At 61.6% G+C, this 16,632-nt stretch carries 13 protein-coding genes; 8 read left to right on the top strand and 5 right to left on the bottom strand.

What is annotated here, in order from left to right:
- Genes R1T44_RS10640 through fliF form a run of 3 tightly spaced genes read right to left on the bottom strand, consistent with a single transcriptional unit; the run spans position 1 to position 3,684 of the window.
- A complete protein-coding gene (locus R1T44_RS10640; RefSeq protein ID WP_317291980.1) occupies positions 1–906 on the bottom strand; it encodes a flagellar assembly protein FliH in 906 nt (301 codons plus the stop codon).
- Between the two features lie 8 nt (positions 907–914).
- A complete protein-coding gene (fliG, locus tag R1T44_RS10635) occupies positions 915–1,913 on the bottom strand; it encodes a flagellar motor switch protein FliG (RefSeq protein ID WP_288388090.1) in 999 nt (332 codons plus the stop codon).
- Complete coding sequence (gene fliF, locus R1T44_RS10630) at positions 1,906–3,684, bottom strand: flagellar basal-body MS-ring/collar protein FliF (RefSeq protein WP_317291979.1); 1,779 nt, start codon at positions 3,682–3,684, stop codon at positions 1,906–1,908. The genes fliG and fliF overlap by 8 nt, the downstream gene beginning before the upstream one ends.
- A gap of 269 nt (positions 3,685–3,953) precedes the next feature.
- On the opposite strand from fliF, the gene fliE reads away from it, so the two are divergent.
- On the top strand, positions 3,954–4,316 hold the full coding sequence (fliE, locus tag R1T44_RS10625) for a flagellar hook-basal body complex protein FliE (RefSeq protein ID WP_317291978.1): 363 nt from the start codon (positions 3,954–3,956) through the stop codon (positions 4,314–4,316).
- 211 nt (positions 4,317–4,527) lie between these two features.
- Here the strand turns inward: fliE and R1T44_RS10620 are convergent, their stop codons facing one another.
- Positions 4,528–5,802, bottom strand: coding sequence for a FliC/FljB family flagellin (locus R1T44_RS10620; RefSeq protein WP_317291977.1), 1,275 nt, complete (start codon positions 5,800–5,802; stop codon positions 4,528–4,530).
- 471 nt (positions 5,803–6,273) lie between these two features.
- Here R1T44_RS10620 and R1T44_RS10615 point away from each other — a divergent pair, with 471 nt between their 5' ends.
- Positions 6,274–7,032, top strand: a complete 759-nt coding sequence (locus tag R1T44_RS10615; protein WP_317291976.1) for an RNA polymerase sigma factor FliA — start codon at positions 6,274–6,276, stop codon at positions 7,030–7,032.
- Between the two features lie 200 nt (positions 7,033–7,232).
- Here R1T44_RS10615 and R1T44_RS10610 read toward each other — a convergent pair whose 3' ends face one another.
- Positions 7,233–8,834, bottom strand: coding sequence for an MFS transporter (locus R1T44_RS10610; RefSeq protein WP_317291975.1), 1,602 nt, complete (start codon positions 8,832–8,834; stop codon positions 7,233–7,235).
- Between the two features lie 739 nt (positions 8,835–9,573).
- On the opposite strand from R1T44_RS10610, the gene R1T44_RS10605 reads away from it, so the two are divergent.
- From R1T44_RS10605 to R1T44_RS10580, 6 genes are all read left to right on the top strand, one after another.
- Positions 9,574–10,563, top strand: coding sequence for a DctP family TRAP transporter solute-binding subunit (locus R1T44_RS10605; RefSeq protein WP_317292934.1), 990 nt, complete (start codon positions 9,574–9,576; stop codon positions 10,561–10,563).
- Positions 10,564–10,786: 223 nt separating this feature from the next.
- Positions 10,787–11,293 carry a TRAP transporter small permease gene (locus tag R1T44_RS10600; RefSeq protein ID WP_317291974.1) on the top strand — a complete coding sequence of 169 codons (507 nt, stop codon included), beginning with the start codon at positions 10,787–10,789 and terminating at the stop codon, positions 11,291–11,293.
- On the top strand, positions 11,283–12,578 hold the full coding sequence (locus R1T44_RS10595) for a TRAP transporter large permease (RefSeq protein WP_131432069.1): 1,296 nt from the start codon (positions 11,283–11,285) through the stop codon (positions 12,576–12,578). Before R1T44_RS10600 ends, R1T44_RS10595 begins: the two co-directional genes overlap by 11 nt.
- Before the next feature lie 423 nt (positions 12,579–13,001).
- On the top strand, positions 13,002–13,244 hold the full coding sequence (locus R1T44_RS10590) for a DUF1656 domain-containing protein (RefSeq protein WP_054556634.1): 243 nt from the start codon (positions 13,002–13,004) through the stop codon (positions 13,242–13,244).
- Positions 13,245–13,348: 104 nt separating this feature from the next.
- Positions 13,349–14,329 carry an efflux RND transporter periplasmic adaptor subunit gene (locus tag R1T44_RS10585; protein WP_317291973.1) on the top strand — a complete coding sequence of 327 codons (981 nt, stop codon included), beginning with the start codon at positions 13,349–13,351 and terminating at the stop codon, positions 14,327–14,329.
- Positions 14,330–14,332: 3 nt separating this feature from the next.
- Positions 14,333–16,576 carry an FUSC family protein gene (locus R1T44_RS10580; protein ID WP_317291972.1) on the top strand — a complete coding sequence of 748 codons (2,244 nt, stop codon included), beginning with the start codon at positions 14,333–14,335 and terminating at the stop codon, positions 16,574–16,576.
- The last annotated feature ends 56 nt before the right edge of the window (positions 16,577–16,632 follow it).

Genomic DNA, 16,632 nt, shown 5'->3' with positions numbered 1-16,632 from the left:
TCATGTGCGATCTCCTGCCAGCTCAGTGCGTGCCTGCTCTGGCTGTGCATGTTCTGACGACTGGCATTGCACGATGCGCGAGCCGCTGGCCTCATCCTTGCCATGCAGGCTGCCGTCGGCGCTGCCGCGATGGCGCAGCTGGCATGACAGCATCTCCAGGCGACTCTCGAGGCTGGCATCGTGACAGCCGCTGTCGGCTTCGGCGCGACACCCGCCGAGGCTCAGGCTGGCATCCGGCAGACATTGCCAGCCCAGCTTGGTGAGCTGTTCGCCCATCGCCTGCTCGACGCGCGGCAGGTCGTCCGGATTCAGGTAAAGACGCGGACGGCCGATCAGCGGCGGATCCGCCGCCAGCAGGCTGCGCACGCTGTCGATGATGTGCTCCGGATGGGCACGAAATGCCTCACGGGCCAGATGCTGACCGACGCTGATGGCCAGTGCTGCCAGCTCATCGCTGATCTGCTCATCCAGGCACGCCAGTGACTGCTGCAGGTTCTCGATCAGCGGTGCCAGCCGGGCAGCCTGTTGTTCGAGCGCCAGCTGGGCGGCTTCGGCCTGACGCGCCGCCTGCTCGACGGCTTCCTGCCTTGCACGCGCCAGACCCGCTTCATAACCGGCTTTCTCGCCCGCGGCATAGCCCTCGTCACGTGCCGCCTGTTGCTGCTGTAGCGTCTCCTGCTCGAAGGTCGAACGGGCACGCTGCGCCATGCGCCGAATCAGGCCGACATCCGGCGCCGCAGTGTGCGGCATGCCGGCTTGAAAGCCGCCACCCGACTGAGGCGCCGCGGGCTTGCTATCCAGCGCGTCAAGTTCCAGCGGCTGCCACTGATGCATGTCATCGCTGCCTGCCACGTCGCGCTCGGCCCACGGGTCAGGCGCGTCATGATGCGGATCAGAACTGGACATGGTCCTCATCAGACATAGTCCTCGCCACCGCTGTTGATCACGATCTCGCCGCTGTCGGCCAGTCGACGTACCGTCTGCAGGATGCTCTTCTGCTCGGCCTCGACCTGGCTGACGCGCACCGGGCCACGCGCCTCCATGTCATCACGCAGCATCTCGGCAGCACGCTGCGACATGTTCTGCAGGAATTTCTGGATGATCGCCTCGGGGGAGCCCTTGAGCGCCGTGACCAGCGTCTCGTTGTCGATCTCCTTGAGCAGCAGCTGGATGGAGCGATCCTCGAGCCCGACCAGGTTCTCGAACACGAACATCTCATCGATGATCTGCTGCGCCAGACTCTCGTCGTGATTGCGTACCGCCTCGAGGACCTGCTCTTCCTGCTGTCCCGGCATCAGGTTGAGTATCTCGGCCGCGGTACGAATGCCGCCCATCTTGCTGCGCTTGAGGTTCTGCCCGCTGAGCATGTTGCTCAGCACTTCGGTCAGCTCCTGCAGCGCCGCCGGCTGCACGCCACTGAAGGTGGCGATACGCAGCAGCACATCGTTGCGCAGGGTGTCGGAGAAGTGCTCGAGAATCTGTGAGGCCTGATGGCGCTCCAGATGCACCATGATGGTGGCGATGATCTGCGGGTGTTCGTCGCGGATCATCTCGGCCACCAGCGGCGGCTCCATCAGGTTCAGCGTCTCGATGCCATTGTTCTGACCGGAGCTCTCGTAGATGTCTTCGAGCAGCGAGCTGGCGCGCTCCTGCCCCAGCGCCTTCACCAGCACCGAGCGGATATGGTCGGTAGACAGCAGATTGACGGCGCTGAACTGCTCGCTGTCGGCGTGGAATTCCTCCAGCGTCTTCGCCATCTGCTCCTGGGTGACCTGCGGCATGTTGGTCATCGTCGCGCTGAGCCGTTGGATCTCCTGGGCAGACAGGAACTTGAAGACCTCTGCGGCGCTGTCCTCGTCGAGACTCATGATCAGGGCCGCGCTGCGTTCCATGCTTGTCAGTGTCTTACTCATGATGACTCATCCAGTTCTTGAGGATCATGGCGACCATGCGCGGGTCATCGCGGGCCATGTCACGTGCATCCTTGAGGTTCTGCTGATAGGTGGTCGGCGTGCGCGGGCCACTGGCCGGTGCGGTCTGGCTCGCCATCATGCTGCCCAGGTCGCCATTGGCCGTCGCCAGGCCAGACTCCATGGCGCCGATGCCACCCACTGCGCTGCCGGCGGTCGGTGTGCCGGGCGGCTGACCGATGGTCTGGTAGGCCTCCTGGGGACGCAGCAGCGGCTGCAACAGCGGGCGCAGCAATTTGCGATACAGCAGCCAGGCGATGAAGCCGATGATCAGGTAGCGGCCAAGCTCGATGGCCAGCGCCTGCATCTCGGGATTGTTCAGCCACTTCTCCCACCACTGCTGCGGCGGGCCGGCGTTCTGCTGTTCGGCGGTCATGAAGGGCGCATTGATCACGCTCAGGCTGTCGCCACGTTCGGCATCGAAGCCCATCGCCTCGCGCACCAGCGAATCGATCTGTGCCAGCTGGTCGGCTGCCAGCGGTTCACTGGCCGGGTTGCCGTCACTGTCCATGATGCGACGGTGATTGATCACCACCGCCACCGAGAGATTGTCGAGGCGACCCAGGCGCGCGCGGGTATGGCGCACGCGCTTGTTGACTTCATAGTTGATGGTGCTGCTGCGCTGATAGTTGCTCAGACCGCTGGTCGCGTCGTCAGTCTGTGTCGCGCCGTCAGCATTCGCCGCGTCATCGGCATTGATGGGCGAGGCGGCAATTCCCGGGGGCGTGTTGGAGAGGGCACCCGGCACGCCGCCGATGCCGAGCATCACGCCGGCGCCGGTGTTGTTGAGCTGTTCACTGCGCACCGCTGCGCTGCCCGGTTGCTGGTTGGGCGTGTAGTGCTCTTCGGTCTCTTCGGCGTGGGAGAAATCGAGCTGGGCGCTGACCTCGGCGCGGAAGTTGTCGCGTCCCACCAGTGGCGTCAGCAGGGCATTGATGCGCGATTGATAGCTGCGCTCCAGTGCCTGGGCATATTCCAGCGCACTGCCATCGAGATTGAGCGCATCGCCAGCCGGGCGCGACAGCGGATTGCCGTCCTGGTCGACGACGGTGATGTCTTCGCTAGCCAGGCCCTGCACGCTACCGGCCACCAGATGCTGGATGGCCTGGATCTGACGTGCCTTGAGCTGCTGGCCGCCCTTGAGTTCAACCACCACGGACGCCGTCGCTGGGCGGCGCTCGCGCACGAAGACGGAATCTTCCGGCAGTGCCAGGTGCACACGGGCGCTGGAGACCGGCTCGAGACTGGCGATGGTGCGCGACAGTTCGCCGGACAGGGCGCGCTGATAATTGACGTGTTCGGAGAACTGGCTGATGCCGAAGGCCTGAGTATCCATCAGCTCGAAGCCGGAACCGCCCTGGCTGGGCAGGCCCTGCTGGGCAAGTGCCAGACGCAGGCGATAGACATCTTCCTTGGGGACCTCGACGGTGGCGCCTTCATTGCTCAGCCGATAGGGCACGCCGGTCTGCTCCAGCTGCGCGACGATCTCGCCGCCTTCGCTGGCGGGCAGATCACGATAGAGCACACTCCACTGGGTGCCAGCGCCCCACAGCAACAACGCGACGATGACAGCCACGCTGAAGGCGGCCGCCATGATGAGCGGCAGACGTGGCAATGCCGCCAGGCGCGCCAACAAGGGATTGGCTGGCTTGTCCGGTGATTGTGACGTCGTCGAAGTGCCCGACTGGGGCGCTGTCTGGCTGGGTGTACTCATGCAGATGTCCGATAAGCGCCGTGGTCTGAACTCGCAGCGGGTGATTCCAGCAAGCAGGGCGAAACATGAAAACGATGGATCAACAATGTCGCGTTTCGCAGCGCCTTCTTGCGTAGGCTGGCCATTATCGAAGCTGGGCGCACATCCAATCAGACGAATAGCGTCGCAAAACAGGGGTATTAGTCACTTTCAGCCGCTCGACTGACTGGTAGTCTGAGCCCCACTGAAAGCGGCAGACGAATGGCGCGTGTTGAGAAAGGAGAGGCGGGATGGCGATTGAGGCAGTCGGCGCGGCGATGTCATCCGCGATGACGGGCAGTCTGCAGCAGCTCGATCAGATGGCGGCGCAGGCGGCCGGGAGCAACGCTCAATCGGTGGGCGCAGTGTCAGATGCCAGCGGTACTGATGCACAGGGCTTTGCCGGCATGCTCAAGGATTCGCTGGCGCGCGTCAGCCAGTCACAGCAGGTCGCGGCGGGGCAGGCCAAGGCCTTCGAGCTGGGCAGCCCGGGTGTCAGCCTCGATCAGGTCATGGTGGCGGGCCAGAAGGCTTCACTGGAATTCGAGATGACCGTACAGGTGCGCAACAAGCTGCTCAGCGCCTACAAGGAAATCATGAATATGGCGGTGTGATTCATGTTCGCATTCCAATGAAAAAGGGCAGACGCGATGCGTCTGCCCTTTTTTGTTTTCTGGCGGTGGTGCTGGATATCGCTGGCGGAGGTTGAAATGCACGAGTTCTGTCAACTAAAAGGACCAATATCAACAAGGCCACTATCCTCTGCCAGCGACGGGCCTGCCACTCTTGCTGAGTGACAGGCCTATGCAGCATGCGAGCCAGAGATCAGCCCAGCAGTGACAGCACGTTCTGCGGCACCTGGTTGGCCTGGGTCAGCATGGAAGTCCCCGCCTGCTGCAGAATCTGTGCAGTGGTCATGCTGGACACTTCTTCTGCGTAATCGGCATCCTGAATACGCGACTGGGCAGAGGCCAGGTTGGTTTCAGTGGTTGCTAGGTTGGTGATCGCAGAATCGAAACGGTTCTGCACGGCACCAAGGTCAGAACGCATATCATCGACCATGCTCAAAGCAGCATCAATTGTCTTCAGAGGATCGGGTGTAGGACCTCCTGCATGTAATTCTTCGCCGCGAGTAACTTCGCCTGTATCACTTATTCCAGCGCTATAATAGACAGTAGTGTCTCCACTATCATCCTTTATCACGTATTCAGGAGCATCTTCGTCGCTTCCTGTATAGGCGAATGTATTAGTTGCGTCGTCTCCAGATAAAGTTACATTCTTTTTAACCTCTTCGACGCTCTCAAGGTTATCCCCTGGGGAGGCATTTATTGTCCCCAATGTTGCTGTGCCGTCATCATCAATTGTGACGTTATACGTGCCATTATTAGCGGGCGTTGAATCACCGGCATACTCGACATAGTATTGACCAGAATCATCGACCTTGAAATCGCCAAATGTACCGTCACCGCCACTGGGTTTGGTGAATCCTGTTGAAGATAATGCTACATCATCACCGACTCTTGCTTTGGTGCTTGCAGTGCTGGCAATGTCATCTACATCTATGCCCTCACTTACGCTGAAGTCACTTAGGCCTAAAGACTCAATGTCCATGTTTTTCAGGTTAATAGAAATTGACTGATTGTCATCTGCACCGACTTGGATCACAACTTCTGATTTGGATCCGTCGAGAACGTTAGTGCCGTTGAAATTTGTTTGATCTGAAATGCGATCTATTTCGGCCATACGTTGGGTAATTTCATCTTGTATGGAGCTAAGGTCTTCTGCACTATTGGTACCATTTTGTGCTTGGACCGTCAGTTCACGTACCCGCAAAAGGTTATCATTGACTTGATTCAAAGCCCCTTCAGTAGTTTGTGCAAGTGAAATACCATCATTGGCGTTACGCTGCGCTTGGGACAAGCCAGTGATCTGAGCATCCATGCGGTTGGCAATGGCTTGGCCGGCGGCGTCGTCCTTGGCACTGTTGATGCGCAGGCCGGAGGACAGACGTTCCATGGAGGTGTTCAGGGCGTTCTGGGACTGATTCAGGTTCTGCTGAGTCACCATGGAAAGCGTGTTGGTATTGATCACTGAAGCCATGTGTCACTTCCTGTCGTAATGGGGAGATAGATGGCGTGTCGCCAGTAACGACTCCTGTGCCGTTGCTTCAGTTATCGTCGCGGCGCGACAGAACTTTAGAAATTTTTTGCGGCCTTTTGACCTTTCTCGTTCCCGCTGTCCCTCTGGCTTTCCTCATGTGCTCTTCATACGGGCGCTCCTCGTGACATCCTCGCTCCACTCTCGCTTCACCCTCGCGACATTCTGTTGACCGGCTGGTGGGCGTTGTGCGTGTCTCGCGCTCACTCACTGTCTCTTCCTTTGTGTCTTCATCTCCGCCTCCCCGAGGCGGAGATGCGACGTAAGGCAGGAAAGCCGTCGCTGAGGGTAGCTATTCGAGCGAATGGTTTGTGGCGGGGGCGCGACAATACGCTGGGAACAGGAGTCCCGAGGATGGGGGCACGACCCTGAGTCAAACGACCCCGAGGGATGCAAGCGAGGACCAGGACGCCGATGTATACCGCCAATGGGCGCATGGCCCAGCAGGATATCTACACCGAGTATCAGCCGCTGGTGCGCCGGATCGCGCTGCAGTTGCAGGTGCGCTTGCCAGCGAGTGTCGATCTCGAGGATCTGATTCAGGCCGGCATGTTGGGGCTGTGTGAATGCGTAGGCCGCTATGAGCAGGGTCACGGTGCCAGCTTTGCCACCTATGCCAGTCAGCGTATCCGTGGTGCGATGCTCGATGAGCTGCGCTCGCGTGACTGGTTGCCGCGCAGTGTGCGCCGGGCCGGGCGCGAGCTTGAGAGCGTGATCCAGCAGTTGGAGCAGAGTCTGGGCTATCCCCCCGAGGAGACCCAGATCGCCGCTGCCATGGGGCTTGAGCTAGAGGACTATCGACGGCTGCTGCTGGACACCAACAACGGCATGGTGATGTCGCTGGACGAGATGATGGACGAGGAAGGCGGGCTGGCGGGTGGTTATGCCTCGCCTGAAGCGACGCCTTTCGCCACGCCGTTTGCCTTGCCGCATGATGCGCTGGAAGAGGCCGATACGCGGCGGGCCTTGAATGAGGCCATCGCGTGGCTGCCCGAGCGCGAGAAGCTGTTGATGGCGCTTTATTATCAGGAGAAGCTCAACCTCAAGGAGATCGGCGCGGTACTCGATGTCACCGAATCGCGTGTCTCGCAGCTGCATTCCCAGGCCGTGCGCCGTCTGCAGGGTGTGCTGGCACCGCATCTGGTGGCACGTGCGGGCAAGCGTCGTCGCTGAGCCTCTATCCTGAGTCTCTATCGTTGTGAGCCTTCTTCGTTTCCCCGAACTTTATCCTCTCGCTGAACCGTCTTGCTGTTACGCCTGCCTTCTTTCTGCTGTCTCAGTTTCTCCTGTCTCAGTTTCGCCCGCCCAAAACAAGAACACCGCCCTGAGAGGCGGTGTTCTTGTCTATCACTCGAGCATGTCGTCAGACGTGATCAGTAGCTCTCACGCTCCGGCTCCGATTTGACGCGGCGCTCCTCTTCGCTGAGGTGCTGGGCCTGCTCATCGATATGGCCATCCAGATGCCAGTCGTCTTCCATGCCGGTGACGCGGTCGTTCATCACGCCTTCCTCATTGTCGACCTGCTGAACGACCCCTTCCTCTGATTCAGCGGCGGCTTCCTGTTGCTGGGCAGCGAGTTCTTCCTCGCTCGGTTCCGGCTCAGGTTCGGCATCGAAGTCGAATTCCAGCTGACCGGTTTCCGGCTCGGTGATGGCCTCCTCGACCCAGGCGGCACTCAGCGGACTGGTGGTGGAGGGCGCCACCACATAGTGGCCGGGGTGATCGCCTTCTTCGGCATCCAGTTCCTGGCGCGGCTTGCTGGTGACACTGGCGGCCAGAATCACGATCAGCACGTGAATGGCGGTCAGGGTATAGAGGAAGCCGACGGCCCCGAAGCGCTCCATCAGTAGACCCGCGGTGAGCGGGCCCAGAATCGCGCCCGCGCCATGCATCAGCACCAGCGTGCCGCTGGCGGAGATGATCTGTGGCGTGGTCAGCAGGTTGTTGGCCGCCGCCAGGAACAGCGAGTACTGGGTCAGGATCAACCCGCCGAGGCCTGCACCCATCAGCGCCATGGTTAGCATGCTGCCACCACTGAACGGCACGCCACCGATGGACAGCGCGATCGCCCCGAGACTGCAGCCCAGAATCACCTTCTTGGCCGACAGCTTGTCGGAGAGCTTGCCCAGCGGCCATTGCAGCAGGGCGGCACCCAGAATGAAGGCGCCCATGAACCAGGAGACTTCCTGTACTGGCAGGCCGGCGCGGTCGGCGTACACCGCGCCCATGCCGAAGACGGTGCCGTTGGCGATACCGGTGGCGAAGCCGCCCAGGGTGCCCAGCGGTGCAAGGCGCAGCAGACGAACGATCCCCATCGCCTCCGGCTGCGCGCCTTCCGGTTGTGGTGAGGCGGACAGCAGCATCGGCACCAGCGCCAACGACATGATCACCGACACCAGAATGAACAGCAGATAGGTGTCCGGGTTGGCGACGTTGAGCAGCAACTGGCCGCCGCCCATGCCCAGATAGGTGATCACCATGTAGATGGCCAGCAGACGGCCACGCATCTGGTTGGTCGCCTGGCTGTTGAGCCAGCTCTCCGCGACCACGTAGAGGCCGGCGAAGGCGAAGCCGGTGATGAAGCGCATGGCGATCCACACCTCGGGCACCACATAGAGTGCGTGGATCAGGATGCACACCGAGGTGATGGAGGCCAGCGCCGCGAAGGTGCGCACATGGCCGACCCGGCGCAGCTTGCGTGGCGCAAGTGTCGAGCCGAGCAGGAAGCCGGCGAAGTACGCCGACATGATGATGCCCGTCATGGTGTTGCTGAAGCCTTCCGAGGAGGCGCGAATCCCCAACAGACTGCCCTGCAGTCCGTTGGCCAGCATCAGCATCCCCATTCCCAGCAGCAGCGACCACAGAACGACCGCTGCGCCGAGACTGCTGGTCGGCTGCAGTCGTTTACGCGAGGTGTCGAGCGGCTCGGTCTCGAAGGTGGGAGTGGGTATGGCTTCCTGCTGGGGGTTCGGCATGGAAGGGGGCCTCATCGGTCAGGGTCGGGACCGTGGGAGCGGTGCCGACGAGATGTCAGGTACGACACTTGCGTGCGTGATGTTGGTCAGTCGTGGTCGGTCCTTGCGGGAACGGCGCTCAGTCTACCGACCGAATCCGGAGTCTGCGACCCGTGGTACGCCATTGCGTGGTTGAAAGGCGACATATCGTGAAATTTGTCTCAAGGATGTAATGGGGTGGATGAACATACAGTTCCTAATGAAATCATGACCCGACACGGACTCGGGACACGCTGGCGCTGTAAGAGCACGGCATCCTGCAAAGGGCAATATCGTCAAACTCCCTGCTGGCGGGGCCTGCGCGAGTGTTGGCACTCTTGAGTCGGTGGGCACACTCCTTGGCAATACACGCTGATGACACCACATGGTCGAGCGTTTCGTACCCAAGAGGTCTCGGAAAACCCGAGAGGTGGATGCATATACAGTGACGGGTAATGCAGCAAGACAGCATGTGAGCGTCGAAAAAGCGCCGATCTGTCGCATGGTCGAATGGTCAGCGACCAAAGTAGATGCGAATCTGCCTCTGGACACACTCAACAACATCATAATCAAGAGGTTATTCATGACCCTGACCGCTGCAAACGCCAACGCTGGCCCCGCCTGTCGTCACCTGCGTCACCGCTCTTCGGATCATTCTCCAGCTCTTTCTCAAAGCCATACCGCCCGTCCGCGTGTCGCTGCCACGGGGCGCTCTGCCCTGATGGCGGGCGTGCTTGGCCTGGCTCTGCTGTCACCGCTGATGGCCAGTGATGCCGAGGCGCGTGAGCTGTCCGTCTCCACCGTGCTGTCGGATGCCTTCCCGTGGGGACAGGCGGCCGAGAAGTGGGCGGAGCTGGTAGAGGAGCGCTCCGGTGGCGAGCTCACTCTGCGTGTCTATCCGAATGCCCAGCTGGTGGCGGGAGACCAGACCAAGGAGTTCTCGGCCATGCGTCAGGGGCTGATCGATCTCGCGGTGGGCTCGACCATCAACTGGTCGCCCCAGGTGCCGGAGCTCAATCTGTTCTCGCTGCCGTTCCTGATGCCGGACCACGCCGCCATCGATGCGCTGACCCAGGGCGAGTCCGGCAAGCAGGTCTTCGCCGCCATCGAGTCCAAGGGCATCAAGCCGCTGGCGTGGGGCGAGAACGGCTTCCGTGAGGTGTCCAATTCCTCGAAATCGATCACCTCGCCGGATGACCTGAAGGGCCTGAAGATTCGTGTGGTGGGCTCGCCGCTGTTCCAGGACACCTTCACGGCGCTGGGCGCCAACCCGACCCAGATGAGCTGGGCGGATGCCAAGCCGGCACTGACTACCGGCGCGGTGGATGGACAGGAGAACCCGCTGTCGGTGTTCGATGTCGCGCGCATCGATCAGGTCGGTCAGACCCACCTGACGCTATGGCACTACATGGCGGACCCACTGATCTTCGCCGCCAACCAGCGCGTGTGGAAGTCGCTCAGTGAACAGGAGCGCACTCTGCTCACCGAGACTGCCAGGGAAGCGGGTGCCTGGGAGATCGCCATGAGTCGTGAGGGCAATGCCCAGCGGTTGGCGGACATCGAGGCGCGCGGCGTGAATGTCGTCAAGCTCGATGAGGATGCGATGCAGACCTTCCGTGACGCCACCCAGTCGGTCTACGCCAGCTGGACACCCAAGATTGGTGAGGCGCTGGTCGAGACGGCACGTGCCGAGGTCGAGGCCTCGCGCTGAGTCGGCCAGGGCCACCATCGCCGCTGCTCACTGAGCAGATGACATCGGGAATAATGCGGTCTGTGCGCGTTATTGAGTGAAGAACCACGCCGGGGCCTGACAGCCTCGGCGTTCGTGTGGATCGCGTGTCATGTCGCAAAAGTCGCAACAAACCTATCAACAAGCCTCACATCAAACCGGCACCAGCGCAGCGCCTGCCCCCGTGGACAGGCCACCGCCACGCGTGCGGCCGGAATCCTGGCTGGCGGCGTTGGCGCTGGGCCTGATCGGCATCATCAGTCTGGCCAACGTGGTGGTGCGTTACGCCACTGATGCCTCCTTTGCCTTCACCGAGGAATTCTCGGTCTTCCTGCTGGTGTTGCTGACGCTGGCGGGCGCCTCGGTGGCGATTCGCCGTCAGGCACATATTCGTATCGCATTGCTGGAAGACGTGCTGCCGTTGCCGCTCTGGCGACTGGTCGTGATAGTGCAGACCCTGGCGGTGCTGGTCGTGCTGGGGCTGGTGGTGTGGTTCGGGGGTACCTTCGCGCTGGAGGAGTATCAGTGGGACTCGCTGTCGCCGGGACTGGGCCTGCCCAACTGGTGGTACGTGATCTGGCTGCCGATATTGGCACTGGCGATGGCCTGGCGTCAGCTGCAGCAGTGTGTCGAGCGTCTTGCGCAAGGGCCTGGGCAGGGGCCCGCACAGAATGCGTCGCCGGAGCACAAGGAGTCTGATCATGAGTCCTGATCTCTGGTTGCTCGCAAGCTTTGCTGCCCTGTTGATTCTCGGCGTGCCGGTGGCCTTCGCGCTGGGGCTCTCGGGGGCGGTGGGTATCGTCGCGGGGCTGCCGGTCAGCATGCTGGCTACCCTCGGCACCAACACCTACAACAGCATCGCCAAGTATCCGCTGATCGCCATTCCGCTGTTCATCCTGACCGGCCTGGTGTTCGAGCGTGCCGGAGTGGCGGCGCGGCTGGTGCGCTTCGCCCAGGCGCTGATCGGCCCACGGCATGGCGGTCTCGCGTTGGTGGCGGTGCTGGTGTGTCTGATCATGGGCGGCATGAGTGGTTCCGGCCCGGCGGATGCCGCCGCGGTGGCGATGGTGATGATCCCTAGCATGACGCGGGCGGGCTATCCCAAGGCGTTCTCGGCGACGCTGATTGCGGCCTCGGCCTCCACGGCGATCCTGATCCCGCCGTCCATCGCGCTGATTCTTTACTCCATCGTGGTGCCCGGGGTGGACCTACGCGCACTGTTTGCTGCGGGCTTGATTCCGGGGTTGCTGGTCGGCGTGGCCTTGCTGCTGCCGGCCTGGTTCCTCTCGCGTCGCTATCGCTGGGAAGACCCGACTCAGGTCGAGCGTATCGCGCTGGGGCCGGCGTTCAGATCGGCGATCCCGGCCCTGCTGGCGCCAGTGATCATCCTCGGCGGGCTGCGCTCTGGCCTCTTCACGCCCACGGAAGCGGCGGTGGTCGCGGCCGCCTATGGGCTGTGTGTCGGGCTCTTCATCACCCGTGAGCTAAAGCTCTCTCAGGTGTGGGAGCTGCTCAGAGAGGCGGCCGTCATCTCCGGTGTGGTGATGCTGATCATCGCGCTGGCGGGCATATTCGCCTGGGCGGGCACCATGCTGGGTACCTTCCGACATCTCGCCGAATGGCTGATCACGCTGTCGGATAGCGGAACGACGCTGCTGATTCTGGTGATGGTGGCGGTGCTGATCGCCGGGATGCTGCTGGATGCGGTCTCCATCTACCTGATCCTGATGCCGGTGCTGATTCCGGTGATGCAACACTTCGGCTGGCATCCGGTGTGGTTCGGTATCCTGCTGGCGATGAATATCGCGATCGGGCAGTTCACCCCGCCAGTCGCGGTCAATCTGATGGTGACCAGTAGCGTGGCCGGGGTTCGACTCGAGAAGACGGTCGGGTGGGCGATGGTCTTCGTGGTGGCGATGCTGGCGGCGCTGGCGGTGGTGATGCTGTTCCCTGAGCTCGCCTTGTGGCTGCCACGCGTGCTCGGCTACGCGGTGTAGTCGACCCTCACGATCATCACTTGTGGTCTTCACTGTGCGAAATGAAACGGCTTGCCTTATGGGTAAGCCGTTTTGCGTTTCAGGCCACCTTGGCAGCTGCTACCACCTGGATGCCCGGTGTCCAGGCTGGTTGTCCCGGTTAGCGCGCAGCCAAATGGAGAGCGAATTCTGGTCGCGCGCTGTGCAAGGAATGGGGTGATTCTTCTCACGCAACGGTGCACGGCGGCGAAAAATGTTAGCCTGCATATATTCTCGGCGATGACGCTGCCCTCAAGATTCGCGCAGTGGAACAGTTCACCCGCGGGTCTTGAATGCACGCCAGGCAGCCACCATCGTTGAACGCTGATTGCACGCATGGCAGTCGCTATTCAGCTATCGCATACGCAAGCCAGCTCTCGCACAACGCAAGTCAAGGACATCTCGATGAAGGAAATCGCCGCAGGCAATGATGTTACGTCTGGCTTCAATGCGCTGCATGAAATGGTGGTCGGGGAATTCCTGATCAGCCCGATGCTGGTCTATGCACTGGTCGCCTTGCTGGCGGCGGGGCTCATACGCACGCTGCTGCATCGTCTGCTGGCCAATCACGAGCTCTGGTTCGAGGCCTGGTTCGATATCTCGCTGTTTGTCATCTGTCTGGCGGCGGTGGTGGCCCTCGTGACGTGACGTACGTCATTGCCCCAGCGTCTCGCCATTCGTCATCCTGATTTCCCCGCGAATCCTTTCGTGGCACCCATTTCCTCCAGCCCCTCTATCCCCAAGGAAACCGCATGCGCAACCTGCGACAGAAAGCCGTCAAATGGATCATTACACTATGTCTGGTGGCGGCTGCAGCCTGGTGTGCGGTGTGGCTGTGGAATACCTACATGTACAGCCCCTGGACGCGGGATGCCCGGGTGCGCGCCGAGGTGATCACGCTGAGCCCGGATGTCTCCGGCTGGGTGCGTGAGCTGAACGTGGCGGATACCACGCGGGTCAAGGAGGGGGATGTCATCCTTCAGGTCGATCGTGCGCGCTATGAGGCGGCGCTCGCCAAGGCCGAGGCCAGTCTCGCCAGTGCCAAGGCGACCCTGAGCCTCAAGGAGCATGAATCCAATCGTCGTGGTCGCTTGACCAATCGTGCCATCAGCGAGGAAGAGCGCGACAGTGCGCGCCTGGAGGCCGAGGTCGCCCGCGCTGATGTACAACAGGCCGAAGCCGCGGTGCAATCCGCGCAGCTGGATCTCGATCGTACGCGTCTGGTGGCACCCGCCGACGGTAGCATCCTCAACATGCACCTCAGTCAGGGCAATTACGTCACGGCAGGCACGGCGGTGATGGCGCTGATCAAGGATGACTCCTTCTACCTGAGCGCCTACTTCCAGGAGACCAAGTTGCAGCATGTGCGTCCGGGCGATCCGGTCCAGATCACGCTGATGAGCGGCAATGAAGACTTCAAGGGGCGAGTCGTGGGGATAGGCCAAGGCATCGCCGATGACAATACCGCGACCAATGCCCAGCAGTTGCCTCAGGTCAGCGCCACCTTCAGTTGGGTGCGTCTGGCGCAGCGCATTCCGGTGCGGGTGGAATTCGATGATATCGAGGCGGTACGTGCCTCAGGTGTCAATCTTGCCGCAGGCATGACGGCGAGTGTCAGGCTGATCACTGCGGAAGATGGCAATGATGAGGCGACGCAGGCCAAGGCGGCACCTGTCGAGGCGGAATCGGTCGAGACAGCTAAGGCCGTCCAAGACGAAGATGGGAAGCACTGATCCATGTCTCCCGCTCTGGCCGCCTTCCTCAGGCCTTCGCCGTTCGCGCTCAAGTTCGCCACCAAGGGTGTGCTGGCGATGGCGCTGGCCCTCTACGCCGCCTTCTTCTTCGATCTCGATAGACCCTATTGGGCGCTGATCTCGGCGGCGTTTCTGCAGACACGCCCGATGTCGGGCATGGTGGTCGAGAAGGGCATCTGTCAGGTCACGGGTACCTTCGTCGGTACCTGTGTGGCCGTGGTGATCATGGGCTGCTTTGCCCAGGTGCCGGAACTGGCGCTGGGCTCGGTCACGCTGTGGATCGGGCTATGCATCTATGGCGCCTCGCTGACGCACAACAACCTGTCCTATGGCTGTGTGATGGCGGCGGTGGCCTGCATGATCATCGTGGTGCTGACGTCCTCGGCACCGGATGACTTCTTCTCGGTGGCGCTGGCACGTCTCAGCGAGCTGAGTCTGGGCGCGCTGTGTGCTGTCGTCGTGAGTGCGCTGGTCTGGCCGATTCGTGTACGTGATCATCTCGGCCAGCTGGCGGATACGGCGGTGAATGCCACCTTCCGTTATATGGCGCTGGCCTTTTCGATGCCGCTCGAGGCGGACAGGGCTGGGAGCCAAGACACTGCCGGTCAGTCACAAGCTCATTCACAAGATCAGCAACGCGAACGCATGGCGATGCTCGAGCAGATGATGACCGGGCTGGATGCGCTCAACAATCTCGAGATCGATGCCCACTCGGCGCGTTATGAAGGCCCCCAGGGCAAGGGGCGCATTCGCGGCGTACACCTGCTGACGCGGCGAAGCATGCGTCTCTACGCGACCCTCAAGGCCCTGCACCAGCTGCGTCATCCCGAGTTCTTTGTGCCTTCACAAGGCGATGACGGTGAGGCGATGGCACCGACGGGTGAGCTGAACCAGACCCAGACCCAGAGACAGGAAGCCGAACGTTTCAGTCAGCCGACGCAGGACCTGATGCAACGCCTGGGCGCGGCCTTTCAGAGCATGGCCGACAATCAGGGCACGGCCCAGGCGCGCAAGACGCTCAAGGAGCTGCGCGGGGAATGTCTGCGCCTGTCGCGCGGTCAGCGAAGCATCACCGCGCTGGAAGCCAGGTTGCTGTTCAGTCTGCGTGAGGTGCTGGGGCATGCGCTGGTCATCCTGCAGGCACGCGAGGTCATCAATCATCCCGGCCGTCATCAGCTGCGTCAGCCGAGCATGAGCTGGCACCGCGATCACGGACGTGCCGCCATCGATGCGCTGCGCGCGATGGCCATCTTCAGTGCCACGGCGATCTTCTGGCTTGCGACGGCGTGGGACAACGGCGCGGTGGCCATGCTGCTGGGCACGCTGTTCTCGGGCATCTTCGTCAGTCGCGGTGATCCGGCACCGATCATTCCGATGGTGCTCAAGGGCCTGCTGCTGGCGGTGCCGAGCGTATTGCTGTTCGGCAATGTCATGCTCAGTCACGCCCAGCACTTCGTGCCCTTCGTGATCATCTTCAGTATCCCTCTGTTCCTTGGCCTGATGGGCTCTGTCGTGCCGGCGCTGGCGGGGATCGCCTTGCCCTTCGTGGTGTTCAATATTCTGCTGGTGATGCCGGACAACGGGATGACCTTCGATGTCGCCTATACCCTCAACCGGAGTCTGGCGGCCGGGATCGGTCTCATCGTGACCATCATCGGTTTCCGCCTGATTCCCGTGCCGGGGGCCGGCTGGGACAAGCGCCAGCTGATTCGCGCCACGGCGAGTGATATTCGTGAGCTGGCGGAACGCTCCACCGAGCGCCTGGACAGCTGGTTCGGCGGGCGCATGGGCGACAGGCTGCTGCGTCTCGCCAGGCATGAACAGTCTCGCAGTCGTGAACAGGAAGCGCGTCGTAGTGGCGAGAATGCAAGTGGTCAGCTCGATGATGCGCAGCAGCAAGTGCTCGGCATGCCGCTACTGACGCTGGGGCTGACAGGGATGGATATCGGACGCGGAATAGGCTTCGTGCGGCGGGAATTGGGCAACGATGTGCCACGCCCGGTACAGCACGCCTTGCGCGAATTGATCCATGCGCTGGCGGATGATTATCAGCGCTGTGCCCGAGGAGAGAGTCCCACCAGGATGCGCGCGGCCGGCGACCGATTATGCGAAGTGATCGAGCAACATCGCACCATGAGTCGGCATAAGCAGGCGCTGCTGGCGGGCTGGCTGACGCGAGTTCAGCTAACCTTGCAAAGTGATGCCCTGCGCCAACAACGCAGCTGATATTGCGTTAATGAGAGTCACTTGCAGATTCCAACAAAATGTTCTTATAAACCGGC

The sequence above is a fragment of the Cobetia amphilecti genome, assembly GCF_032923285.1.
Classification (GTDB): domain Bacteria; phylum Pseudomonadota; class Gammaproteobacteria; order Pseudomonadales; family Halomonadaceae; genus Cobetia; species Cobetia amphilecti.
Note: the sequence above shows the minus strand (reverse complement) of the source record. Positions and strands in the feature narration are given on the sequence as shown.

Bases quoted from the DNA above. Each gene is read 5' to 3' on its own strand.
- R1T44_RS10640 (WP_317291980.1), bottom strand. From the start codon at position 906: ATGTCCAGTTCTGATCCGCATCATGACGCGCCTGACCCGTGGGCCGAG.
- fliG (WP_288388090.1), bottom strand. From the start codon at position 1,913: ATGAGTAAGACACTGACAAGCATGGAACGCAGCGCGGCCCTGATCATG.
- fliF (WP_317291979.1), bottom strand. From the start codon at position 3,684: ATGAGTACACCCAGCCAGACAGCGCCCCAGTCGGGCACTTCGACGACG.
- fliE (WP_317291978.1), top strand. From the start codon at position 3,954: ATGGCGATTGAGGCAGTCGGCGCGGCGATGTCATCCGCGATGACGGGC.
- R1T44_RS10620 (WP_317291977.1), bottom strand. From the start codon at position 5,802: ATGGCTTCAGTGATCAATACCAACACGCTTTCCATGGTGACTCAGCAG.
- R1T44_RS10615 (WP_317291976.1), top strand. From the start codon at position 6,274: ATGTATACCGCCAATGGGCGCATGGCCCAGCAGGATATCTACACCGAG.
- R1T44_RS10610 (WP_317291975.1), bottom strand. From the start codon at position 8,834: ATGCCGAACCCCCAGCAGGAAGCCATACCCACTCCCACCTTCGAGACC.
- R1T44_RS10605 (WP_317292934.1), top strand. From the start codon at position 9,574: ATGGCGGGCGTGCTTGGCCTGGCTCTGCTGTCACCGCTGATGGCCAGT.
- R1T44_RS10595 (WP_131432069.1), top strand. From the start codon at position 11,283: ATGAGTCCTGATCTCTGGTTGCTCGCAAGCTTTGCTGCCCTGTTGATT.
- R1T44_RS10590 (WP_054556634.1), top strand. From the start codon at position 13,002: ATGAAGGAAATCGCCGCAGGCAATGATGTTACGTCTGGCTTCAATGCG.
- R1T44_RS10585 (WP_317291973.1), top strand. From the start codon at position 13,349: ATGCGCAACCTGCGACAGAAAGCCGTCAAATGGATCATTACACTATGT.
- R1T44_RS10580 (WP_317291972.1), top strand. From the start codon at position 14,333: ATGTCTCCCGCTCTGGCCGCCTTCCTCAGGCCTTCGCCGTTCGCGCTC.